The sequence below is a fragment of the Candidatus Margulisiibacteriota bacterium genome, assembly GCA_003242895.1.
Taxonomy (GTDB): Bacteria; Margulisbacteria; Riflemargulisbacteria; order GWF2-39-127; family GWF2-39-127; genus GWF2-39-127.
Genome location: QKMY01000058.1, coordinates 1 through 26,456 on the forward strand (window position 1 = coordinate 1; position 26,456 = coordinate 26,456).

10 protein-coding genes and 4 tRNA genes are annotated in these 26,456 nt (G+C 41.0%); 2 read left to right on the forward strand and 12 right to left on the reverse strand.

The window, feature by feature from the left end:
• Window positions 1-157 precede the first annotated feature (157 nt).
• The 10 genes from DKM50_10370 to DKM50_10415 form a co-directional block, all read right to left on the reverse strand.
• On the reverse strand, window positions 158-1,264 hold the full coding sequence (locus DKM50_10370; GenBank protein ID PZM78724.1) for a glycerol-3-phosphate ABC transporter ATP-binding protein: 1,107 nt from the start codon (window positions 1,262-1,264) through the stop codon (window positions 158-160).
• Window positions 1,265-1,291: 27 nt separating this feature from the next.
• Window positions 1,292-1,759 (reverse strand): 6,7-dimethyl-8-ribityllumazine synthase, encoded by a 468-nt coding sequence (locus DKM50_10375; protein ID PZM78725.1) that lies wholly within the window; start codon window positions 1,757-1,759, stop codon window positions 1,292-1,294.
• 122 nt (window positions 1,760-1,881) lie between these two features.
• On the reverse strand, window positions 1,882-3,090 hold the full coding sequence (locus tag DKM50_10380) for a bifunctional 3,4-dihydroxy-2-butanone-4-phosphate synthase/GTP cyclohydrolase II (protein PZM78726.1): 1,209 nt from the start codon (window positions 3,088-3,090) through the stop codon (window positions 1,882-1,884).
• A complete protein-coding gene (locus DKM50_10385) occupies window positions 3,090-3,725 on the reverse strand; it encodes a riboflavin synthase (protein ID PZM78727.1) in 636 nt (211 codons plus the stop codon). Before DKM50_10385 ends, DKM50_10380 begins: the two co-directional genes overlap by 1 nt.
• A gap of 65 nt (window positions 3,726-3,790) precedes the next feature.
• The gene (gene nusB / locus DKM50_10390) at window positions 3,791-4,201 is read right to left on the reverse strand and encodes a transcription antitermination factor NusB (GenBank protein PZM78728.1); all 411 of its coding nucleotides are present in this window, start codon (window positions 4,199-4,201) and stop codon (window positions 3,791-3,793) included.
• A 6-nt stretch (window positions 4,202-4,207) separates the two neighbouring features.
• Complete coding sequence (gene accC, locus DKM50_10395; protein PZM78729.1) at window positions 4,208-5,569, reverse strand: acetyl-CoA carboxylase biotin carboxylase subunit; 1,362 nt, start codon at window positions 5,567-5,569, stop codon at window positions 4,208-4,210.
• A gap of 22 nt (window positions 5,570-5,591) precedes the next feature.
• Window positions 5,592-5,668, reverse strand: a tRNA-Arg gene (locus tag DKM50_10400).
• A gap of 6 nt (window positions 5,669-5,674) precedes the next feature.
• Window positions 5,675-5,750: transfer RNA gene (locus tag DKM50_10405), tRNA-His, on the reverse strand.
• 9 nt (window positions 5,751-5,759) lie between these two features.
• Window positions 5,760-5,836: transfer RNA gene (locus DKM50_10410), tRNA-Arg, on the reverse strand.
• A gap of 70 nt (window positions 5,837-5,906) precedes the next feature.
• Window positions 5,907-5,982, reverse strand: a tRNA-Gly gene (locus tag DKM50_10415).
• A 514-nt stretch (window positions 5,983-6,496) separates the two neighbouring features.
• Between DKM50_10415 and DKM50_10420 the strand changes: the two genes are divergently transcribed.
• Both DKM50_10420 and DKM50_10425 read left to right on the forward strand, forming a co-directional pair.
• A complete protein-coding gene (locus tag DKM50_10420) occupies window positions 6,497-7,084 on the forward strand; it encodes a hypothetical protein (protein ID PZM78730.1) in 588 nt (195 codons plus the stop codon).
• Window positions 7,077-8,321 carry a DNA polymerase IV gene (locus tag DKM50_10425; protein ID PZM78731.1) on the forward strand — a complete coding sequence of 415 codons (1,245 nt, stop codon included), beginning with the start codon at window positions 7,077-7,079 and terminating at the stop codon, window positions 8,319-8,321. The genes DKM50_10420 and DKM50_10425 overlap by 8 nt, the downstream gene beginning before the upstream one ends.
• A 150-nt stretch (window positions 8,322-8,471) precedes the next feature.
• Here the strand turns inward: DKM50_10425 and DKM50_10430 are convergent, their stop codons facing one another.
• Together DKM50_10430 and DKM50_10435 are read right to left on the reverse strand one after the other, a co-directional pair.
• Window positions 8,472-9,254 carry an FkbM family methyltransferase gene (locus tag DKM50_10430; GenBank protein ID PZM78732.1) on the reverse strand — a complete coding sequence of 261 codons (783 nt, stop codon included), beginning with the start codon at window positions 9,252-9,254 and terminating at the stop codon, window positions 8,472-8,474.
• 101 nt (window positions 9,255-9,355) lie between these two features.
• Window positions 9,356-26,434 carry a hypothetical protein gene (locus DKM50_10435; GenBank protein PZM78733.1) on the reverse strand — a complete coding sequence of 5,693 codons (17,079 nt, stop codon included), beginning with the start codon at window positions 26,432-26,434 and terminating at the stop codon, window positions 9,356-9,358.
• Window positions 26,435-26,456: the final 22 nt, after the last annotated feature.

The following is a 26,456-nucleotide window of genomic DNA, read 5'->3' on the forward strand; positions in this document are numbered from 1 at the left end:
CCACCTCACGATGGACACCCTTGTCTTGAGCTAATGGTTGGCACTATCAACCCCCATATCGGACTTTCACCGACTAGAAAGCGCCCATGCTGGGCGCACACAAAAAAACCCCGCGTTTCGCGCGGGGTTATAATCTAAAAACTCATTTCATTTATTATTATATAATTACTTCACTGCTGACTTTATCAAAAAGATGCATTTTTTTAAGGTTCATTACAACGTTTACTTTTTCACCGATTTGCGGACAGATATGGGGATCAACTTTAACAACCATCTGCTCTTTTCCCAGACAAATATGAAGATACGTTTCAGCGCCCAACAATTCAGAAAATTCTACCTCAACCTGGTGTTCACTCCCGGTAAAATTAAGGCTTTTTGCAGTATTCTCGTCATAGATATCTTCCGGACGCACGCCAAGTACGACATCTTTGCCAATAGTTTCTTGTAATTTATCATCAAGCCCAAGTCCATTTAAATTGAATCGGACGGCTCCGGTATCAAATATAAAAATATCTTTTTCTTTAACTAACATTCCATTTATAAAGTTCATTGAGGGAGACCCGATAAAACCACCAACAAAGATATTCCTAGGATTGTCATAAATAGATATAGGTTGGTCAACTTGCTGAATAACTCCGTCTTTCATAATAACAATTCGATTACCTAAGGTCATAGCTTCAACCTGATCGTGGGTAACATAAATAATCGTGCTATCCAGTCGAGCATGCATTTTTTTAAGGTCGCCTCTCGTCTGCACCCTTAACTTGGCATCAAGATTTGAGAGAGGTTCATCCATTAAAAACACTTGAGGATGACGTACGATAGCTCTTCCAAGTGCAACTCGCTGCCTCTGTCCACCGGATAATTGCTTTGGCTTTCTCTCAAGGTAATTTTCGAGGCCTAACATGCCACTTGCTTCCGCAACCCGTTCATCAATTACCTTCTTGGCTATTTTGCGCAACTTAAGGCCAAATGCCATATTTTCTCTTACTGTCATATGAGGATATAAGGCGTAGTTCTGAAATACCATGGCAATGTCCCTATCTTTAGGGTGAACATTCGTCACGTCTCTGTCTCCGATATATATTCTCCCTTCAGTTATCTCCTCAAGGCCTGCTATCATACGGAGGGTTGTCGTTTTTCCACAACCTGAAGGACCGACAAGAACAAGAAACTCCCTATCTTTTGCTTCCAAATTCGACTTATGAACCACAATATTATCATCAAATTTTTTTGTTACATTTTCGAGTAAGACTCTAGCCATTGGCCATATTCCCCTTTCAGAAGATCACTATTTAATTTGTGAAGAAAGATCTACACATTCTATTGCGGCTAGTGCTGCATCCCAGCCTTTATTACCTGATTTTGTACCAGCACGCTCTATTGCCTGCTCAATCGTATCAGTTGTAAGCACACCAAAAATCACAGGAACGTCTTCAGTTAAGGATACATGAGCTACCCCTTTTGATACTTCTGCCGCAACATAATCAAAATGAGGAGTGCTCCCTCTGATAACAGTTCCCAGACAGATTATTGCATCATATTTTTTCTTTGTAGCCAGCTTTTTAGCGAATAGAGGTATTTCAAAAGCACCAGGAACCCAGATTATTTCGATATTTTCATCCTGACCGCCATGGCGTGATAGGCAATCTACTGTTCCTTCGAGTAATTTCTGAGATATAAAAGAATTAAATCTGGCAACTATAACTGCAAATTTTTTCCCGGTTGCAGATAATTGTCCTTCAAATACCTTAGGCATCTATTTTCTCCGTCTATAATTATTAAATTGAGGAACTAAAAATTAAATTCCTTAACAAAAAATATCCCAGATTATTAACAAGGCCTGCTCAAGAAATTAATTATATAATAATTAACAATAATTTACAATAAATGTCCCATTTTCTCTGCCTTAGTCTGTAAGTACCGCTTATTGTGCTCATTCGGAGTTGTTATTATCGGGACGACTTCCGTTATTTCCAACCCATAACCTTCCAATCCAACGATTTTTCTGGGGTTATTGGTCATTAATCGAATTGACGACAACCCTAAATCAGCCAGTATCTGTGCACCGATTCCATAGTCGCGTAAATCAGGAGAGAAACCCAAGTCTTCATTAGCCTCGACAGTATCTCTTCCACATTCCTGGAGTTCATAAGCTTTCAGCTTATTGATAAGACCAATGCCCCTGCCCTCTTGACGCAAATAGACAACAACGCCGAGCCCTTCTTCTTCGATTTTATCAAGGGCATGGTGTAACTGGACTCCGCAATCACAACGATATGAACCAAATATATCTCCGGTCATACATTCTGAGTGTACCCGGACAAGAACGTTCTTTTTGTTTTTTATGTCGCCTTTAACGATTGCGACATGGTGATCGCTGCTTAAGGCACTTTCATACCCAATCATAACAAAATTCCCGAATTCTGAGGGCAAACTTGCACTCGCCATTCTCTTTATAAATATCTCAGTCCTGGTCCGATATTGTATTAAATCTTTAATAGTGATAATTTTCAGATCATGCATCCTGGCAAAATCAAACAAGGCATCCCGTCGTGCCATCGTTCCGTCTTCGTTGATGATCTCACAAATAACTCCGGCTTCAATGAGACCGGCAAAACGAGCTAAGTCGACAGCCGCCTCAGTATGTCCGGCACGTTTAAGAACGCCTCCCCGTTTTGCAAGAAGCGGGAAAATATGACCAGGACAAACAAGATCTTCCGGAAGAGAATTCTCATTAACGAGTATTTGGATAGTTTTAGCTCTATCTGCCGGAGATATTCCGGTAGTAACACCATGAACCGGCGACGCATCAACCGATACGGTGAAGGCAGTTTTCTGAGACTCGGTGTTGTTGATCACCATTTCCCGCACTTTTAACCTTTGCATTTTTTCAGGTGTTATCGGAACGCAAACCAGACCTTTGGCTTTACTTATCATAAAGTTAATTGCTTCCGGTGTTACCATCTGCGCAGCCATTACCAAATCGCCTTCGTTTTCACGATCTTCATCATCGACGACGATCAACATTTTGCCATTCGCGATATCTTTTATGGCATCAGGTATATTATTAAAAACGTTTTTCACCATTAAAATCCTACCTTTGCTATATCTTCCCAACTGATATGATTCCTATTATTATTTCCAATATAATTTACTACATACCGAGCTAACAAATCAACCTCAATATTTACTTTGTCGCCCTGTCTCTTGTCATGGAGAGTGGTATTTTTGATTGTATGGGGAATTATCGAAACAGAAAAAGAATCACCCTGCACATCAACCACGGTTAAGCTAATCCCATCAATGGCTACAGATCCTTTTGGTGCAATAAAAAGCAATAAATCTTTTGCTGTTTTTATTGTAAACTGCTGGCTGTTATCTCGAAATTCTATGACAGATATAACACCTATTCCATCGACATGCCCGGAAACAAGATGTCCGCCTAACCGGCTACGAAGAGTAAGCGACCGCTCAAGATTAACTTTTGCCCCTACATACAAATGTTGAAGTACGGACCTGTGGATAGTCTCGCTCATAACATCACAATGAAAAGACTTTTCGGTGAGAGAGGTAACCGTTAAGCAAACGCCGTTAACTGAGATACTATCGCCAACATCGGTTTCTTCGAGAACACTTACGGCATTAACCTCTAATGAAAAAAAATCACCCTTTTTACTTATTCTGTTAATACTACCAAGTTCCTCGATAATACCTGTAAACATCTTGAACAACCTGTTACATTATAATTTATTTAGGCTATGACCAAATTATTTACAATGGGACCTAACTAACGTTTCTCTCCGCCGTTTGGTTTTATGTTCCCTAATATCCCATTGATAAACTTAACAGATTCCTCTGTACTGTACTTTTTCGCCATTTCAATGGCTTCATTTATAACAACGGAAACCGGGGTATCCATATTGATCATTTCGTGAATTGCTACTCGTAGAATACTCTTATCAATCTTAGCTATTCTGTCGAAGCTCCAGTCTTTCGACTTATTCTTTATTATTTCATCTACACTGCCTAAGTTCTCGTAGGTCCCCTTAGTAAGTATCAGAGCAAAGTCTTTCGTAGCCTCGATATAATTAGCGCTAATAATGGTATCATTAAGTATTTCATCAAAATTATTTTGTTTTATCTCAAGCTGATATAAGCATTGCATAGCCAGCCTTCGAGCAGTATTTCTTTTTCCCATATATTTCTAACCTATTTTTTCTTCATCAATTAAAATTCTTCGCGGTACGAAGTCAGTGTAAACTTCACCTTTTCGATAAAAAGCGTTAGCAAGCACTTTTTGGTGAAAAGGAATAACAGTAGGAACCCCATCAATGATAAATTCATCTAAAGCACGCTCTCCCCGAGCAATAGCTTCAGCTCTTGTCCTACCCCATACAATCAGTTTTGCTAACATTGAATCGTAGTTGGACGGAACCTTATATCCCGGATAAATATGCGTATCAACGCGAACACCGGGCCCCCCTGGCGGCAAAAACAAATTAATCGTTCCAGGAACAGGAATAAATCCTTTATAAAAATCTTCACAATTAATTCTAAACTCTATCGCATGCCCATTTATCTTAACATCATCCTGTGAAATAGTAAGCTTATCTCCAGATGCGATCTTTATTTGTTCTTTTATCAGATCGATACCGGTCACCATCTCAGTTACGCAATGTTCCACCTGAATCCTCGTGTTCATTTCCATAAAATAATAATTATTATCATGGTCCAACAGGAACTCAATTGTGCCAGCACCTACATAATTTACTGCTTTTGCTGCAAGTACAGCAGATTCTCCCATTCTTCGACGAAGATCCGGGTTTAATGCCGGAGAAGGAGCTTCTTCAATAAGTTTCTGATGGCGCCTTTGTATTGAACAATCACGTTCACCAAGGTGAATCACATTCCCATAAGTATCTGCCAGGATTTGAAATTCAATATGCCGTGGTTCTACCAAATATTTCTCTACATAGACATCAGCATTTCCGAATGCTGACTTTGCTTCAGCCTGGGCAGTAACCAAGAACTTTTGAGCTTCCTCATCATTCTGGGCTACTCTCATTCCTTTTCCGCCGCCACCGGCAGAAGCCTTGATAATTATTGGATATCCGGTTTTCTGCGCTAATGCCAAAACAGGCTCTATTCCATCGACTATCCCGTCTGACCCCGGAACGACAGGAACTTTAGCCGCTATCATTGTTTCTCTCGCTGTAGCTTTTTCGCCCATAAGACGAATATTCTCTACCGTAGGTCCGATGAAATTAATCTTATGCGCGCTACAGACTTCTGCAAACTTTGCATTCTCTGCCAGAAAGCCATACCCGGGATGAATCGCGTCCGCTCCGGTAACCTCAGCAACAGAAATAATAGCCGGGATGTTGAGATAGCTTAGTTGAGGTGCCGCCGGTCCGATGCAAAAAGCTTCATCAGCCAATTCAACATGCAGCGAAGACTTGTCAACCTCCGAATAAACGGCAACAGTCTTAACACCTAGCTCACGACAAGCTCTGATAATTCTAACAGCTATCTCTCCACGATTCGCAATAAGAATTTTCTTAAACAAAGTATGGCCTCCTTTAGTGGCTTGGCGTGCCTGAGAGGAATCGAACCTCCGACACACGGATTCGAAGTCCGTTGCTCTATCCTACTGAGCTACAGGCACATTAAGTGGGGTGAAAGACGGGGCTCGAACCCGCGACAACCGGAACCACAATCCGGAGCTCTGCCAGCTGAGCTACTTTCACCAACATAATTGGTACGCTCGAGAGGAATCGAACCTCCGACCTACGGCTTAGAAGGCCGTTGCTCTATCCAACTGAGCTACGAGCGCTCAAACATCATGAACAGTTATAGTGGTTTCAGGCATATACTTGCCTGATACTGTTCATCAAGGCAAACTATGGAGCGGGAGACGAGATTCGAACTCGCGACCCTCAGCTTGGAAGGCTGATGCTCTACCGACTGAGCTACTCCCGCTCTATGGAACGCATGCCTATTATACAATAGATTCTGAGATTTATGAATACAGAATTTTTTGCAGTTATCACACTACTGAAAAACATCCAAAATGTGTTCAATTCCTGATAAATACTAAGGGATACTCAGGCTATTCTCTATTTTCAGGTAACTTAGCGTTATATTTAATCAGGAACAGGATTATCAGATTTCAGCTTAAGCTGTAAGCATATTTTTGCGCGTTATCTTTACTTCAATGTGTAAAGTATGATAATTTCTGTGTGCTAGCCTAGGTATTATAAGTGGTACATGGTTGACTCGGAAAGAAGACTTAGCAAAAAGGCAAATCATTATTCATGGTGATTTTAATGATCCTTTGCCAGCAGATATGCTATCTGAATGTTATTCTGATAATGATTAGGAGATTTACCTTCTCCCAAAAAGAGTGAAGAAGAGAAAACAGAACTACGCGGAAATGAGATCAGCGGACAAAAAATCTCATTGCATTTTGCCGTATATATAGTACAATCGTACTATGGCAAAACGATTAGACCTTAAAAATGCTTTACAGACGATAAAAGATTTCTATTATAGAAATCAGCGTATACCTAGTCTTAGCGAAACTGCCGGGATATTTAACTATTCTTCACGTAATACTGCGCTCTACCTTCTCAATAAGCTCGTAGAAACTGGCTATATGACAAGGGGCACTAAGGGCAGATTACTGACTACCCCCAAATTTCATGATAAAACCAAGCTTCTGGGATCTATCTCTGCAGGGTTTCCAGCACCAGAGGAAGAAGAGCTGCGCCAAAGCCTCAGCCTCGATGAGTTCCTTATCCGTAAGCCATCAGCTACCTATATGCTTGAAGTAAGCGGCGACTCGATGATCGGTGCGGGTATCCTGCCAAAAGATTTTGTGCTGGTGGAAAAGGGAAGAACCCCAGCTCCGGGAGATATTGTAATCGCTCAGGTGGATGGTGAGTGGACCATGAAATATTATCGGATGGAAAATGGCAAAGTCTATCTCCAGGCAGCCAATGCAAAGTATCCGGATATCTATGCAAAAGAAGAGTTAGTTATCGCGGGAGTGGTCATATCCTGTGTGAGGAATTATGCGTAACCAGCCATTAACAATATCTTCTTGGCCCACAGCGATCCTCCATGCTGATGGTGACGGTTTTTTTGCTTCTGTCGAACAAGCACTTAATCCTGCGTATAAGAACAAGCCAGTAGTAACCGGGCATGAACGCGGCATGGCAATAGCTGTCAGCTATGAAGCGAAAGCCTTGGGGATAACAAGAGGCATGCTGATGAACCAGATCAGGCGCACTTATCCGGAATGCATCATTCTGCCTGGGAACTACGAGGCGTATATGCTGTTCGCCAAGCGCATGTTTAGTATTATGCGCAGGTATACACCTGCGGTGGAAGAATACTCAATCGACGAAGCCTTTGCCGATATTACCGGCCTACGCCGAGTGCATAATCTCGGCTATGAAGAGATCGCCCGAAAAATACAGTCAGATATACGGAAAGAGCTGGATATCGGGGTTTCTATCGGGGTCAGTCTGACAAAATCACTGGCAAAGCTCTGTTCGAAATTCAGGAAACCTAACGGAATTACTTGTGTCAAAGGTAAGTACATTCATATTCTCTTGCAGAAAACCCCGATTGAGAAAGTCTGGGGTATTGGTCCCAGTACTTCGTCCTTGCTTCGCAAATACCAGTGTACGACGGCTTATGATTTTGTGATGAAGCCTGTTAGCTTTATTAATCACTACCTCACCAAACGAGAGCTGGAAATATACAAGGAACTGCGTGGAGAGATGGTGTTCTCTCTGGACCTGACAAAGAAGGACAACTACCAATCGATTAGCAAAGCCAGAACCTTTGAAGCCACGAAGGAGAAGTCCATGGTATTTGCCGAGATGGTCAAAAATATTGAGGAAGCTACCGCAAAATGCAGGAAGTATAAACTCACTGCTAAAAGGGTCTCGATCTTCTTTAAGACTCAACAATTTGTCACTTCTGGGCATGAAGCGAAACTTAGCAGGCACACGGCAAGTGCTATAGAAATACTCGAAGTGGTAAAGGTACTTTTTGATCATTGCTACAAAGAAGGTGTGGAGTATCGGCAGACTACCTGTGTATTGTCCGAGCTAACCGACAATAACAGCCAGCAGCTAACGATCTTTGATAGTGTCCTACGAATTGAACAGTTAGAAAAAGTTTCCGGCACGGTGGATGCTATTAATAAGAATATGGGGCGCGGGAAAATCCATCTGGCCGCCAGCTTGCCTGCCAGAAAACAGAGCAACGCCCGGCTGGCCATTCCCATGATGAATATTCGGGTATGAAAAATACCTTCATTGCATCCTTCTATCTATAAGGCTTTGAGCCTATATTAAATCCTAAAGATTTAAATGGGTTTATTGCTCAATCATAGTAATTATATGGGATTGAGACATGAGTTACACCTTGAAGTAAAGAGAATGCGGAGCCTTTTATTATACCTTTGCCTTACAAAAATCCATATGCACATAAAAATCGTCCAGAGGGGATTCCAGTACTCTCAAATAGTTATTGGATGTTAACAAATTATAAAGATCGCTTCTTTTTTCTTTTTCACTATTATGTTCTACTGTAATAACGCCAAACCGGTATATCTCAAAAGGGAAATCTTTGAGTATTATATATTCACTACCCTCGGTATCAATGCTGAGATAATCAATTAAATTGGGTGCATTATGCTCGATCAATACATCTAAAAATCTTGTTGTAGTTAATTTATAATTAGTTCCTTCAGGTTTATAGGTTCCCAGATATTTTACTATACCGCTCAAACCTTTAGCTACCGGATTACCGTCTTCTAAAAAATCTATTTCTTCAACTCTGTCACTTAAGCAGGCATTTACACACAGGCATTTCCTATTATTTATTAATTTTTCAAATTCGCTATTGGGTTCAATACATATGCCCTTCCAATCATATTTTTCTTCCAATATAAATGTATTACTATTTGTTATGCCATCACTGGCACCGATCTCAACAAAATACCCATTTTTCTTATTACTATAAAAAGTGGTAACAAACAAGTCTTGCCCAGCTTGTGAATACCCGATATATCCATATAATACATCGGAAAATTTTCTATAAAAATCTTTAAATTTAGCAGATTCTTCCACATCTTTCCAGGCAACTCTATATACCAGACTATCGTAGAGAATTTCCATCATCGTGTGAATTTTTGCTATGGCATTTACTTTATCCGTACAATCAATAATATCCATTGAAACTCCTAATACTTTTGTCTTAAGTTTTTACTCAACCCTATACGACGGGGCTATAAAAAAAGATCAATCAGCTCCCCTTATTATAACGATTATAGCTTCTAATGTATAACGCCGATCATTCTTCGCAGCGGGCTCGGCTGCAACCCTTCAGGAACAAAAACCCCGATATAGCCACCTTTTCCGACTTTTCTGCCATTATCATTCCTGCCGTCCCAGACAATCGTATTAGCACCTTTTTGTCCCCCGTTCGTGCCGGAAGCAAAACCGCGCTCCCAAACTTTTTGACCAAAGGGGTCATAGATTTTTATCGACATTCCTACGTCTTTGTTTAAGAAATAGGTAATAGTCGTTATTCCCTGCCGGGAATCAAATGGATTCGGATAATTACTCAGCTTCGTAATCAAGGCTCCCGGAACAGAGGTAATCTGCTGATCACTGATGATATCAAAGTTTGAGAAATTATCAGCACTGTTCATTGCCCTTATCTTATAATAATAAGCGGTTTCTGCCTCCCGATCAGTAAGCGCAATCGTTGTCTTATTGTTAGTTACCTCAGCGGCTTTTGTCCAAGCAGGAGCAATCCCTGTACATTGCCATAGCTCATATTGCTTGATGCCGGACTCCAGATCGCTGTATGCATTCCAGTTAAGTACGTGAGTATAAATATTCGCCGTAGACGTGCTTACTACGGTAGCGATCACTGACAATCTTTTATCTGCCGGAGCAACTGGCGGGGTCAAATCAACAGCAAAAGGAATAACCGTTGTTTCACTTTCAAAACTTGATAGACCTTCGTTATTAACAGCTTTAACAGAATAATAATATTTTTTATTATGCTCAAGATTTAAGCCGATAATAGTGACATTATCGTCCATGGTCTGGCTGTCAGGCAAATTGCGTAAGCGATTACTCTTCGTAGATGCTACGTGTAAGCCTTGAGTTACTTCTACCCAGGGCATAATATCCGCGAGCCCCGGAGCAGATCCTATAGCGTTGAGAATCTTCGTAATCTTTCCTTCCGGCACAGAAGAATAGATATTACGGACAAAAGTCGAAGGATTAATGACAAAATAATTTCCGGAGACCTCAGGTTTAGAAGGTTGCCTTTTGTCAATAATCGGACATATATCGCTGGTATAATTCAGGTTAGCAGGGGTGATCGACAAATCTTTGCCGGTGAACAGATTATTCGCTTTAATACTAATGCCAAACGAATGGCCGATAACTGAAGTATTGCCAACGGAAATATTAACAATCAAATTCTTTGTAGAAGGGATAAGAACAAATTCCTCATCAAAATTAATGGTTATTATAGAAGCTGAGGACACGCCGGTTTGCCCTAACAGAATATCCGGGCCATCAAACCTGTTGTTCGCGTTTGCGTCATTATACACCTGAATGAACATCTCATCCTGCGCATTATTAGTACCTGCTATAGAGAAAGAAATTGAGTTAACTGTCGCTTGCTCGTAATCTGTACATAGATGCACCAGACAAAGCGGCTTGCCGGAAGTTCCTTGATAAAGAGAGCCCGTAATTATCTGTTCCGGTAAAACTGCAACGCTGGAAACGTACCGGTTTAGAGTGTTAATATCGCTAATATAGGGAAAATTATGGTTTAATATTTCATTTTCGTCATTAACGCTAAGGGCATTTTTATTAGGGATAATTATTCCGAAGTGCCTACCTACAGATGCACCTTTAGGAAAATCTATTGCAACGTAATATTTGATTAATTCTAAAGATATCTTTTGAAGCGTATCAAAAGTAAGTAATACATTTCTAGAAATCATATCAAAATCTCCATTACTTATAAGAACGTCAACACTTGGATTGAATATATTATCTCCATCATCTTTGTATAATTTAATACCAGAAAGATCGCTATTCGTAATATTTCCTGTAATGGTAAGACATATAGATTCCAGATGCACAAAATCCTTATCAGCTTTTAATTCGAAAGATCCTGCAACGACATCTTTGCCGCCTTGGCTTGCATATGGTACGACATACTCTGAAGGAGCTAAGATGCACTTCTTCGTAGCTGCTTTCATAGTAATCTGCATTGTTCCTATTGGAAAATGACCGTATTCAACCGTATTGTCCGAAGCACATATGAATGACGAACTACTAGGAATAACTATGCTGAACTTCAGCCTGGGAGAAGCTGTTTTACTTATATCAACAGCAACAATATAACTGTTTCCTGAAGCGTTAATATTTTCGACAGCGGAATATGGGAATACAATTTTTGCCACTAATGTGTTCGGATCAAACATATTTGTTCCTTCACTGATCAGTAAAGCTCTCTCCAATGAATTAGTTGTCGTCGCACGATATATTTTTACTGCGCTAATGTCCGAATAGATGATATTTCCTGTAAGTACTATATCAATTCCAGCCCAACCATATACATTTCCACTGGAACGCAGGTCAAGCTTGAGGAGAGCAACATCTTTGCTGCCTATTTCTACCGTCTCAGAGGATAGGTCCGTCACATCATTAATGACTAAGACTTTTCCGCTCCCTACCTGGGTCCCGCCGCCACCTTCTCCTTCTCCTTCGCCAGTTCCACCACCGCCGCCATCCCCCTCGCCCTCGCCGGCCCCACCACCGCCGCCATCGCCGCTTCCACTTCCGCTTCCGCCCGAACTGATGAGCCCTCTGCCAATAATTCCTGAGGTGTTGTTTCCGGCATTATCAGTAGCAGATACATAAAAATATGCATCTTTATTATTCATCGTGGCAAGGATATTAAAGGTTGCTGTCCAGACCACGTTACTCGTACCAATCTGCAAATCAATATCAATTGGAACATCACCGGAAGGAACGAACGACAAAATAGGTTTGGTAACCACGGATTCGCTAATATTTAAGGTGATACTCACTACTCCAAAAGTTGCGTTTAATGAGATGGACCTGGAAATTGATGTCTTTGGAAAGGTAATATCATAGATAACATTCCAAGAAACTATCCCAGGATTAATATTATTCAAAGAGTCTTTTGTCCATAAATAAACTGTTTTATTACCTTCATTAAAATTCTTGAAAATATAGGCTACAGGACGATAGGTTCTCCATCTAAAATCATTAACAGCCGGTTTTCCTGACACTTGTTCCGATATAATCCAGGCTACTGAATTAGTATCATTTTCGATATTAATATCAACCACATAATCATTCGTATAGTGAGTACAGAGGCTATCAGGATCGTAGAGGGTCAAAACAGGATTGGAACTGACTATTGCGTAACCGATGGCAGTATTAGAGGTACTGCCGGCAACACTTACAGCATAAATACTCAGCGTTACCAAACTTCCAAATACATTTATACTAGAGATATCCCACTGGGCAATTTCATTATTCCATCTATCCGGCATCACATCCCGGCCTTTGCCAAAATTAGAAAGATCGGCATGGATACCTGATGTTGCTATTGCATCTACATGGTAAATGCCCGCAGTAACTAATAAAGTATCTCCCGGCCTTATATAACTATAGGTACTTCCAGTCTGATTAAATATTTTGATAGCGGTGACTTCAATATTGACACTTGTGCTGCGAAAATAGGATATACTTCTGGTTACGGCCATATCATTAATGTTTCCAGCAGAATCCTTGACCCAGAGGTACACTGTTTTGATCCCAAAATCAGTATTCCTAAAAGTATATTCATAAGGTTTTTCGTTACGCCAGTAATTGCTTGTAGGTGAAGGTCTTGTAGGTTGGACTTCACTTAGTATCCAGCTTACAACATCGGCATCACTATTTATGATAACGCGAGGAAGCAGGTCATGGGTATAGTTAGTATCCCCCGTATCATAATCGAAGATAACAAAGGAAGGAGTACTTGCTACAGTATCGAGAACAAACTGCTTGTCTCCTACCAGGGTATTCTGCACATTAGATGCATTATCTGTTACACAAAGATAAAAACTAGCCACCCCTTGAGGATCATTCTGGAAAACATTAAAGGTTGCAGTATAAATATTGGGACTCACTCCGTTAAGTAAAAAGTTTAACGTGCTGCCATCAGCATAAACCAATTTAAGTTCAGGAGTTGCAGGCGTATCCTCTTGGATTGATAGCGTTAAGCTCACCGCTCCAATTGAAACAAAATCTCTTTTTGTCATATTTATCTGAGAAACAGGTTTAATGGTATCCAAAATTATGTTTTGAGATACTATGGTTTTATTAATATTCCTCGCGGAATCCTGTATCCATAAATATACTTTTCGATGCCCTTCCGGCCCAGCGTTTAATGTGTACAAGTTAGGCTTACTTGATTGCCAGCCTGCGGCGTTCCATTCAGGCTTAACTGATTGAGTCTCATTTACCATCCATTTAACCGCGGTATTGTCATTTCCAACATCGACGGCAATGGAGTACTCATTTGTATATATCTTATCTCCACTCGTTCTATCGGTTATATTCATTGTAGGATCTGCCAGAGTGATCAAAACATTAAAAGTAACGATACCGCCAAAAATCGACGTAACATTACCAGCATAATCCGTAACTCTGATATTTATTGTACATATTCCTTCCGGATAACCATCACTAATTATAATATCGCCAGCCCAATAGTTATTTATTGATCTTGACATTAGGATGGAATGAGTCGAACTGTCGCTCATTGAAAAATAAGCTTGTGGCGGGTTAATCGTATGTTCACTAACATTTAAAGTAAGCGTATAGCTGCCAATTGCCAAATTAGGAGAATTTTTGATTGATTCCACGGTAAAATCAGCAGGAATTTTATCAATAGTATAAGGTTTGACGAACGCAAGGCTTCTATTACCTGCGTTGTCAGTAACAGTAACATCCAGAGAAGCGCTGCTATCAAATCCCAGTGAATCGGAAATATACAAAGACCCAGTCCAGACATTAAGGCCAATGCAACTCATAATCACAGGAGCATCAATGTCAGAATGGAAAATAACTGACGGGGTAGCGCTCACAGCTTCCGAGACATTAAGGGTAATATTTAAAGTTGTATTGTTTAAATAACAATCCGGAATTGAATGAACACTAAATTCCGGAAGAAGCGTATCAACCTGAAATACAATGTCGCCACTAAGTTTATTAGATCTATTTCCAGAATAATCCACTAACTGAACATTAAATAAAGCTGCTCCATTAGCAAAATCCTCAGTAACATTAATCGTTCCGGTATAAGTCAGGGCACTTACTTGATTAAGAGTTACATTACGGGCTACCTCGCCATACCCATATAAAGTATAGTTCAAAGACACTCCAACTAAAGTTGCTTCACTGACATTCAACGTAATATTAAGGATTCCAGCCTTAACATTAGGATATGTAGAGATTAGTATTGTTGCGGTCGGTTCATCATAATCGAGATAAATGCTCCGGCTGCCTGTTGAAGAAATATTACCGGCACGGTCCTGTATCCACAATTTGATATTTTTCGTGCTGATAACCATGTCGCTGAAAGTAAAGGTTGTCGGTTGTTGAGTAAGCCAGCCAACAGCGTCAAAGTCCGGGGTTACATTTGTTTGATCAGACAAATACCACATGTATACGCTACTATCAATGTTAACGCTAACGCCAATAGTACGCTGATTGGTATAAGATTGAATAAGCGTAATCGGATCATAGGCGGTAAAACCCGGGGCCGAGGGCCTGGTCTTATCAATAACAAAAGTCTGCATTCCGCTAATTATCTTGTTTTGAACGTTGCTCGCATTGTCAGTGACGCTTAAACTAAAAGTTGCAACACCTTCGGGTGCCTCAGCATTAACGTTGATAGTGCCGACCCATAAATATCGAGAACTATCCATAGGAACAATATCGATTGCCAAGGCTTCTTGCCCTGCATATTGAACTTTGAAATCCGGCGTATTATTAAGTGCTAATATTTCCTGGGTTATATTTAGAGTTATTTTGTAGTCGCCTTCTTTTATATATGGCCTGTACCCAAATTTTACTTCGGTCTGCGGAGGGGTATCATCATAAAAAATGTTAGCGCTCACTACATTTTTGTTTATATTTTTATAGGCATCCTGGACCCATAAATATAATTTTTTATTCTCATTCACTACATTCTTTAAAGTAAAATTACTTGGTTTATCAGCGTTCCATCCCGGAGAGTTCAACGTCGGTTGAGTGCTTTGCGTATAACTGACCATATACTTGACCGCATCTTTATCGTTGCCAATCTGCAAGCCGACAACCAAGTCGTTTACGTAGAGATTACTATCGGTATCAGTATCAATAATATTAAACGTCGGATCCGGGATCAGCGTATCAATACTAAACGTAACGGTACCAAATAAAGAAGTTGACAGGTTACCTGCTCTATCAATAGTCTGCCCGCTTATTGTAGCCGTATCATTTACGTCAAAAGGCCTGATCTCTACCTGGCCAATCCAGGTATGGTTTGATGATACACTATACAGTATATCGATTGAGCGTGTTAGCGCATTAGGGCTGCCGGAAGCTGGAGTCATAGTAATAAAATAACTCGGAGCAACCAGAATAGGTTCATTATAATTAAAGGTTACGGTAGAATACCCAATTCCTAAAGTCTTGCCTATCCTGATATTTACAGTTGGCTCCATGGTGTCCAGGGTAATCGTTCTGGTAATCAGCTTTGTATTGATATTAGCCTCAAAGGGATCGCTACTATCTTTTACCCAAAAGGCCAAGGTTTTTGGTCCGTCACCCGAGCTCAAGGTATAAGAATCAGTATACTCAGCCTTTGGCCTCCAAGCAGTAAAAGATCTCTCAGGACGAGTATAGTACGTCGCATTTTCTGTAATAATATAAAAATCAGCAAAATCATCACTGATAATATTCAAGCTGACTGTCAGTTCATTTGTAAACACCGGGGAACCGTTATTTGTATCAGTAATATTGAACGACGGATTCGGAACGACCGAAATATCGTAGGTAGTAGAAATATCGACCCTATTGCCAGCTTTATCGTATGTATTGAAAGATAACGTCATTTGTCCGCTTGGAGTATCACTATCGATATTGATGGTTGTCCTAAAAGTATTGTAAAAATTATTGCTATCAGGTGATCCGACAGGCGTAAAACTTAGTATCTTAGTTGCAGCATTAAAATAAGTAAATTTAGAATTCTTTATATTATTTGAAGGTATATACTCAGTAACAGATACGGTAAGAATATATTCTCCCGCATGAATTTTTTTAATGCCTTCGTTTAAGGATACTGTTACTTCAGGGGTTAGCAAGTCAACAAGGATAGACGCATTGATAGTACTTTCGTTATGGATATCGCTTGCGCCTTTTACCCAAAGATTGTAAGTCACTACCGTCTCCTGATTGTCTGGCGCCAAGCTGGGGGAGATATAATAATTGTTTAAAGAAAACTCATTAGATTCACTGTTATTCGGGCTAGTAATATCAACTAAAACGGGTTTAATCCCGATATTGCTCGTGATCATATAGTGAGTAACCAGTGCTACCTGATCGAATAGCATATTAATATACCGTTCATTCGTATATTTCGAGCTGCTGAAATTATTAAGATTATCCCTGTCCAATATCTTTAAACTGACAAAACCTATTCCAGTAGCTACAACAAAAGTATTAGGCCAATCGAGGTTCTCAAGATAATTACCCTGCGGCTTATCCGATACTCGCCTGTTGCCAACCAAATCCTCGGCGATGATCCTGAAAAACTGCCGTCCGTCCCCGAAACTACCATCAACAGAGAAACTGCCGGTTACAAGTTGAGAATTCACAACTGTATAGGTTAGTGTGTTTACCCGATTATCGGCCACACACACAATATTAATAGATAGCGAGTCAGAAGCTATTGGTTCATTGAAATTAATGGTCACAGCAACGACCCCGATTCCATAAAATGTTGCGACACCAGGAGGCCGGGCCATTTCAACTGAAACAGTTGGAGCAATAGCGTCAAAATTAGTACTGACATACCGGGGCAAGCTAATGTTGCCGGCGTGATCTTTAACCCAAATATAATAACCATACTGCCCTTGGGACTCACTATGAAAATACGTTTGAGGCCGTTCACTTAACCATGTGCCAGGAGGTATAGATGCAGGATCCGCAATTAGATTAGAGGAAATGTAATACCCTTTAATTGTAGATTCCGTAATAGCCATTGTTATATTAAAAGGGTTATCATTGGTTAGATTATAGCTGTTAGGTTTATCCATATCATAAATAGCAGCGGTAGCTATTATGGGGATTACGGTATCAACATTTAATGTGGTTGTGCCATAAGAAAAGGTATCTGACGTAACGGTCCCGGCATTATCAGTAATCGTCATATGAAACGTTAAAAAACCATTCGGAAAGGCTTCAGTAACATTAAGTGTCGCAATGAATGCATTGCGGGTTATGTCAACAGGTGTTAGCTCGACTGAATAAGTCGTTCCACCCACTTCATAAGTCAAGTCCGGTGTTACTATAATGTTTTCTCCAATATCTAATGTTACCGAAACATCGCCTGTAGATATCCATCCGCTCTTTGTCAGCAGCAACCCGATATTAGGAACAGAAGGATCATAATAGATAGAAGTTGTAACGACGACATTATTAATATTTCCTGATTTATCCATTAACCAACAATAGAGATACCTTGGACCTTCTTCAATGTTATCCGGGTCAAAATCGTAATTTGCGGGCTTAACTGCGGACCAAACTGCAGCTAATGGGTCTGGTTTCCCGAATTGTGCATTTTCAGTGATGATATAATAGTCGGTATCATTTGCTGCAAGTTCTACAATATTCGACAGCGAATTGGTGATCTGATTTGACCGGTTAGCCTGACACTTGAGTTTTAAACTACCGGTAGGGATATCGATATCATATACTATAGAGTTAAAAGCGTACTGATTGGAAATATTCCCAGCCCTATCTTTTACCCACAAATACAAATTTCTAGTTCCTTGCGTTTCATAAACAAATCTATATTGGACAGGTTCGGGCATCCAATCTTCAGCATTCTCTGATGGAACTGCGGTCAACTCACGGATCACATACCGGAAATAATCAGGATCTTTGGATATCGTTACGTTTATTGTAGGCGTATTCGTATAACCACTACTATTATCAGGCCTGTTTAGACCACTGGTATTTACGCCCAAGGTAGGATCAGGTGGAAGTACTGTATCAAAATTAATAGTTGATATCAGTCCGGCAGGTATAACATTCGTAATATTCAGCGCGTTGTCAGTAATAGTTAAATTAATCACAGCAGTGCCATTTTCATTTGGATCAACGGTAAAAAAACCCGCTAATGTCAGTCCGTCAAAATAATCAAACGTAATAGTTCGCTTACTTCCCATAAAAGTTAAATAGAAATCGGGGGTCGCACTCACTGACTCAGAGATATTTACGGTTACACGGGAAGTCCCGGCTTTAATGTACCTGCCGCGCTCAAAATTGATGGAAGTAGCTTGAGGGAAAACATTATCATAATTAATGATAGCAATTGCCGGAACGGTATTAATATTGCCGGCAGCATCCTTGGTCCATAAGTAGGACGTCCGAGTTCCATTATTTGTATTTTTCAGTACAAAATAAACCGGAGGCGTACTCTGCCATAATGGGTCCGTCAAGCTTGGATTCGTTGACTGTGTCTCACTTATTAACCAGGCGGAAGACCTTTGATCGTAGTTATAACTTACGCCTACTACAAAATCATTGGTAAACTGACTACTTTTCGAGTCAAGATCATACAGGATAAATGTAGGAGTAATTAAGGCAATATTAACGGTTAATTGATTACTAAAATAAATGCTCGAATATTTTAACCATTGAACACTTGTACCGTAATTACGAGCATTATCTGTAACCTGAGCACTAAAATAAGCAGGCCCGTTGGCAGTTTGACTATTAATCGTGATTGAACCGTAAAACTGGGTTCCAGTTCGTCCTAAAATAGTTACCGGAACAGCAGCTTTCTGATATGGATTAAAATACAAATTAGGAGTGACTGATATTCCACTGGGGATATTTAAAACATTAATAGTAACATTGAGGTTCTTTGTAGCAGTAATAGGATTTAACGGATTATGGTTAATATCGATTCCAATTTCCGGTATCAGGTTATCATACACAATGGTTGTAGTATTGGAGTTGATATTAAGCGCATAATCTTTGCCCCAGATATAGACATTATGAGTTCCCTGTACATTCGTCAGCTGATAGCTGGTTGGTTTGGCGCCCCAGTTACTATCTGCAGTATCAGGGACAAAAGCGCTATTTTCGGTTATTATCCACGAGTTGATATCACTGGAACCGCTTAAGGTCAGGTCAACTACCCGGGCATTTGTATAGAGTTCACTGCCAGTCAGCTTATCAAACAGTCTAAAGGTACTAATGTTCGGGGAAGTAGAATCAATAGAGATCTGCCCGCCAGCAAGAATCCCGGTCCCAACATTACTAGCATTGTCAGTTATCTTAATACCGAAGGTACCGAGGCCGTTCATTCCACTAGAATTGAACACCCAGGTATATTTGGTACCGGATACCTTTGCCGCTGGGCCCAAAACAACACTTATTCCATTTACCGTTAAGCTCAGAAGTGGTGTTTCCTGTAGCGCTTCGCTTAGATTAACGGTTATGGTTTTAACTCCGCCGTTTACATATGGACTGTTATCGATATCTACTGATACCGCGAAGGGAATGACATCATCATAATTAATCGTCGCAACGGTTGAAACCGGACTTATTATTTCGTTCCGGTTCTTTACCCAGACGAAGAGGCTCTTCAACTCATTTACCCTATTTTTAAAAGTATAAGTTATTGGCCTATCAATTCTCCAGTTTTGATCATTTGCTTCCGGAGCTACTCCAGTGCTGCTCTCACTTAATAACCAGCGTACCGCATCAGGATCGTTCCCGATATTCACACCGATCATCTGATTATTAGTATACTGAGAGCTTGAGGTACCACGATCGAACATTGTAACGGTGGGTACTGCTACGTTTCTATTTATTCTTATTTCACCACCGTTGATTGAGCTTATTCCGGTATTATAATAAATTTTATTTACCCGGGTTGTTGCATTACCTACAACATCGGTGACACTTACTTCAAAATTAGCAGTTCCAATAACGGTAAAAGGTACTATTCCCGAACAACTGTAACTGTTACCACCACTATTGATGATACTGCTTAAAGGCACCTCTACTTTATCCTGGCCATAGAGCTTAATCCATAAGCTAGCAGTACTTATTTGTGTTTCGTTATCCATACGTAAGGTAACGGTAACCGGGGTGCTGCTATAAACATTATGGATGTCTCCGATGCTTAATAACTGGATATCTACTGTGGGAGGAGTGTACATAGAATCATAAACAATACTGGTTGCCACATCAATCGGGCCACCCGCAAGATTATTGTTTGCGGTAGCTCGGGCAGATATATTTTGAGCAAGGTCTTTTACCCAGATGTACAATTTCTTTGCACCTTGGTCTCCGCTTAATGTGTATACCTCCGGCACTATGCCTGACCAATTACTATCATTAGCTTGAGGGGTAAAAGTATTATTCTCGGTTACCAGCCACCAGCCTATACCACTTCCACTATCACTGCTTTTTATCTCCAGATCTACTCTATTTGAATTGGTATAGAGCGTGCTCCCAGTCAATCTATCCATAACCTTAAAACTTGTAACAACCGGGTTGGACTTATCAATAACGATACTTCCGCCACTCAGTATCTGCGAGCCAACATTATTCGCGTTATCAATTATCCTTACGCCAAATACTGCCGCACCTTCAGGTGTTGCGCCATCAATAGTCAGCGTAGCCGTATAGAGGCTGGGGCTTACTTTGGTCAGATTAAGGTTTGTTTTGACACCGCCATTAAAAGTGACCCACATTTCCGGGATCACCGCATATGGCAAATAGGTTAGCTCTTCACTTAAATTAATGGTAACGGTTTTTGTTCCTGCACTAATATTAGGCATATTAGTAATATCTATAGAGACTACATATGGCAGCGTGGCGTCATAATTAATGGCAGCAGATGTACCGGCACTTATATTACCCATCGCATCCATGATCCAGGAATATATAGTCTTCAAGCCATTGGTATTATTTTTGAAAGTATACAAAGGCTGGTTCGAGTTTGACCACCGGCTATCCTGGGGAGAAACCGGAGGCGTATTTACTTCCGTCAGTAGCCAGTAGGAAGCTGCCCCTCCACCCTGTAGAGTTACTGATACTACCAGATCATTAGTCCAAACCGTGCTGTAGGTGTCCTGATCGCTGAGGATCAACGTAGGTGTACCGATAATTCCCTGAGAAAAAATAAGTGACTGAATTAACTTCTCTTTTGTTGCAGTCCCGGCATTATTGGTTGCTGACAGATAGAATTCGATAGAATTAGGAGTTATGCCCGGATTAAATAAAAAATCGCCTTTATAAATATATTCCCCTGTATAATTTCCCAGACCATAATTTAAGCCTGATCCCGATAAAACAATTGGAGTCGAACTAGAATTATCTTCATATCTATATACCATCTTTAATTCAGGTATAGACTGGAAATTGGGCAGTAACGAAATATCTTCTATCGACATATTTAAAGTAACATGTACCCAGGTCCCTCTGCTAATGATCTTCGGAGACAACTCAAGGGTACCATCCGGCGCACTCGCCATAATATATAGAGTTGTCGAACTTATGCTGACGTTACCTGCCCGATCAGCTACTTCTAAATAAAGCGTCCGCATTCCTTCCGCTAATCCAGTAAACTGGAACTGCTGCCCGGTAAACCATTCAGACCAGGCGTTATTGTCAACCTTAGCCCGGAATGGACGATCTTTTAACTGACAATTATCTGCCGCCGGAGTCCAGCTTACAACAACATTATTCTTGTCATAGTAACCGGACTGCGGCCAATTAACGGCAAACCCGGTCGGACTGACAGTGTCCACATTTACTGTAACATCTTTTGTAGCCACATGGCCGGCAGCATCAGCCACTTTGATTTGGATAGATACGATTCCCTGGACCGCCCCTACATTTATATCACCAATCGTATTCAGCGAAATACCCGATGACCAGGTTAGCCCATTATTCGTACTGAAAAAATAGGTTTTTGTATTAAGACTGACACTATCCCATGCCGGATCCCATTTTAAAGTAATCGAGCTATCATCATACCAGTTCGGTTCAGGATCAACTCCGTCTCCACCAGAATCAGAATCCTCACGAACTTCAACGAAATAAAAATTCGGAGTGGTAGTATCTACCCATTGCGAACCTACTGCTGAGGCTTTTATATTACCAGCCTTATCTGCTACTGCCACATTAAAAGTAGCAGGTTTATAGATATTCGCCGAAGTATAGACATTCATCGTATTCGTATTATATGGAGTCCAGGATACTGTACCGATAGAATTCTTTGCAAAATAAGGAGATGACGTGAACCCACCGACATCCTGCATTGCGGAAGTGGGAATTGTATATACGACAACAGTTTCTTTCCCATAATAGCCGATGTCCGGCGTTACATCACCAATAAGGACCGGAGGACAAGGCAGAAAATTGACAGGAAGAAGCAGGTCCGGGCCTAGTATTACCGGGGCGACCATATCCACATAAAACCCAGCCTGGGATTCAGTAACGTGTCCGGCCCTATCTCTTGCCTGAACATAGCCCAGGTTTTGATAACTGCCGTCATTGGAATAGGCGACAAAATTAACGGCATTGCCATTATATGCAAATCCGCTCCAAGCATTCCATTCTGTATTAGCCGGAATATCGCTCGTTGCCACTCTGTAACGGTAAGCACCACCAGATTGATATGGTCCGGAGGCATCTGACATTTCCCAGGAGAAATCTACAGTGTTGTCATCATAATAAGGAAATATGGGAGAGATTCCGTCACTATTGCTATCACTATCAGGAGCAATCGCCATATTTAAGACAGGGGCCGTCAGATCGACAATTATGTTTTTTGAAAAAGTCGACGAATTGCCGACACTATCTCGAGCTATTACGTATACGGTATGAACCCCTTCGCTTAAAGAACAGGTTAGACTTCCGTTCGCAGATTGTCCCCAAACAGGCGCAGCAGAATCAAGCTGATAAGCAACTGAGTTAATTCCTGAACCTGAATCACTAATACTCCAGCTAAAACCTACGGTTGTTTGATCAAAATACCCATTCTCCGGTTGATAAATGCTCGACCCGTCAGTATCATCGGCAATAGTTATAGAACCGACAGGGCCAGTTGTGTCGATAAGGAATGGCCCTATATGGGTTGAATTTGTACTATAGTTAGCTACCTTGTCTTTTGATCTGACATGAAACCATAGATTATTCCCATCAATCAATGAAGCCTGGTAATAAATATTAGCCGCAGCGACACCAGGCGCAGGCTCTGTATTGGAATTAGTATCCCAAGAGTATACGTATCCATCTAATCCACTGTGTGCGTCACTTGCCTGGTTCCAATCGATTCTTACTACAGGGTTATTACTCCAGGTACCGGTAGTATGTCCAGACGTACATCTAACGTTGGCTACATCAGTTGGGGGGGTTACATCCACCCAGAATGGACCACGATGAGCAGTAGAAGCAGAGATATTTATGGCTTGATCCTCCGGGCGAATATGCAGCCAATAATTCTGAGCAGATACTAGCGCAGAGGCAGGAAACGTATAATATGTCACGTTACCGAAACCATTATCGCTGCTCGTTACCAATGTACCGGAAACATTATCGAGCTTATATCTATAGGTATTAATGCCACTACCGCCTTGATCATACGATGTCGTCCAGTACGCACCGATATTTGGTAACCATGTACCAGTTGCAGGAGCGGTTATTGAAATGTCAGGAGGAATAGTCGTATCGATTTTTAGCAGAAAACTAGTAACATTCCCCCATGTTCCAGCATTGTTTTTTGCTCGTACATTGATTGAATAGGTACCTTCAGTTTTAGTTATTTGGAATGTTTGCAGAGGGTCACTGCCAGCAGGATCTACGATGATAATCCCGTTTGTATCACCAGGGGTAGTGCCATCGGTTGTATAGCTATATCTATCAATTCCAGACACACTAAACGGGGCATTAATTGAAAAGGTAAAAACTCCGCTCTTATTCGTCCATCCGTTTACTCCATCCGGCATTGATGCGCCTCCGCTGTGGACACAGCTCAAAACCGGCCCTGCAGGAATAGCCGCATCAATCTTAAATGGTCCTAAATTAGCTTCCACACCGACATTTCCGACATTATCCACAGCATGCACATGGAAATATGCGGTTGCTGAATTGGGCAGTACAATATTATTTAATTGAGTTCCCACCGTATCATAGGTGCCATCAGCCAAAGTACCGGCAGATGCATTCGCGGCATACGAGTATCCGGCTACTCCTGATTGTGTGGCGTAGGTAACATTATCATTTGAAGCATTCCACTGCATCGACAACATATTATTAGCTGTCCAGATCCCATTAGCCTGAACACCTGCTGTTCTTATTAATCCGGTAATATTTGAAGGATTGGTCACATCTACCCAGAATGGCCCGCGATGAGCAGTATTGTAAGAAAGGTTGCTGGCGGAATCTTCAGGACGGATATGCAGGTAATAATCCTGTGCAGTAACGAGTGGAGAAGGAAGAAAAGTATAGCTAGTCACATTACCTACTCCGGAATCAGTGCTGTTTAACACTGTTGCTGAGGCCCTATCAAATCTATATCGATAGGTGCTGATATTACTTCCGCCCATATCATTCGACATATTCCAGTATGCATTAACACTTTTCATCCAGGTGCTTGTATTCGGAGCTGTTATCATGATATCCGGAGGGTTAGAAATATCTATATTTAATATAAAAGTCCTCGTTTGACTCCAGACGCCCGAAATACTTTTAACTTTTGCTTTAAAAGTATAAGTCCCTTGCGTTGAATAGGTACTTGGTAATGTGTATGAACTAGCAGCCTGGTCAATGATTGTGTCTGGTTCTGATCCATCCGTTGTATAGCTGATCCCTGCCATTCCGGAAATATTGCTCGGCGCTGTTATCGTAATCTGATGTCCAGTCAGGTTAGTCCAGACATTACTTACAGTACCCCTGCTGCTCACTATTGCCGGAGCGGCAGTGGAAGCATCTATCCAGACTTGGCTAAGGCTTGCCTCTGAACTCTCATTGCCTGCATTATCAACAGTCTTTACATATAACGTATATTTTCCATCGATCGGACTGGCTTGAGAGGCACTTGTACCTGTAGTCGTACCTGAATAGGTCGTGTTAGTGCCAACCAACCTCCAACGATATTCTTTTAGTCCGCTCCCGCCAGAATCTGTAGCTGCAGTCCAGGAAAATGAAATCGGAGTTGCATTATTTGTATACCAGGTATTAAGTGTATGGGAAGTGCAGGAGAAACTTCCTGGTATCGAAGGGGCTATTGAGTCTATATAAAAAGGTCCCACATTAGTTGGAAGCGTTCCGGTATAGGTATGTCCCGCATCATCATTAACTACATTAAAATTAAGATATTGAGCGGTTGTGCTGGAAGTGTTGTAATCAAAAACATATGTTGGGCTATTTGAGGTATAATTTCCCCAATTCGTATATATATTTAATGGAGCGGCTCCACTGTCGTTTGTTTGCACTGTTACACGGACACTTTGATACCATGTTGGACCGCTGCCGGTTTTTACGGTTGATTGTGAAACAGAAGAAATAGGGTTCCAGTCAGCTTTGATTGTTATGGAATCAGAATATTGACTGCCATTAATGTAACAGGTTCCAGTATGAGTATTTGAACCCCCATTTGAGATTGCCCCATTCGGATTGTTAACATACAGAGAGTATGGGCTTGCATGACCACATCCTCCTGATGAGTAACTGATAGTGTAGCTTGAATATCCTGAGTTGGTAATATATCCGTTTGTCAAAGGAGCAGAACAGTAGAGACTGGCATAAGCTGAATAATAATCATGATAATCGTAATGTCCCGCAGAACAATATTGACAAGGATACGAGTAATATCCAGTACAATTCCCCATGCCGTCGTAGCCAGTGCAATAGCCGCAGGAGGTCCAAGCATACGAATCACACACCCACCAGTTATGGTATCCAGGCCAGGAAGCTGAAGATGCCCAGCTACCAGCGGCAGTGATTAGCAACATAATCACCCCGAAAAATAACGCATATAAAAATGTAATATTTTTAATCTTCCTCAATAGATATCCTCAATTATTCTAT

Coding starts and splice junctions, on each gene's coding strand:
- DKM50_10370 (PZM78724.1), bottom strand. CDS start 1,264: ATGGCTAGAGTCTTACTCGAAAATGTAACAAAAAAATTTGATGATAAT.
- DKM50_10375 (PZM78725.1), bottom strand. CDS start 1,759: ATGCCTAAGGTATTTGAAGGACAATTATCTGCAACCGGGAAAAAATTT.
- DKM50_10380 (PZM78726.1), bottom strand. CDS start 3,090: ATGGTGAAAAACGTTTTTAATAATATACCTGATGCCATAAAAGATATC.
- DKM50_10385 (PZM78727.1), bottom strand. CDS start 3,725: ATGTTTACAGGTATTATCGAGGAACTTGGTAGTATTAACAGAATAAGT.
- nusB (PZM78728.1), bottom strand. CDS start 4,201: ATGGGAAAAAGAAATACTGCTCGAAGGCTGGCTATGCAATGCTTATAT.
- DKM50_10420 (PZM78730.1), top strand. CDS start 6,497: ATGGCAAAACGATTAGACCTTAAAAATGCTTTACAGACGATAAAAGAT.
- DKM50_10425 (PZM78731.1), top strand. CDS start 7,077: ATGCGTAACCAGCCATTAACAATATCTTCTTGGCCCACAGCGATCCTC.
- DKM50_10430 (PZM78732.1), bottom strand. CDS start 9,254: ATGGATATTATTGATTGTACGGATAAAGTAAATGCCATAGCAAAAATT.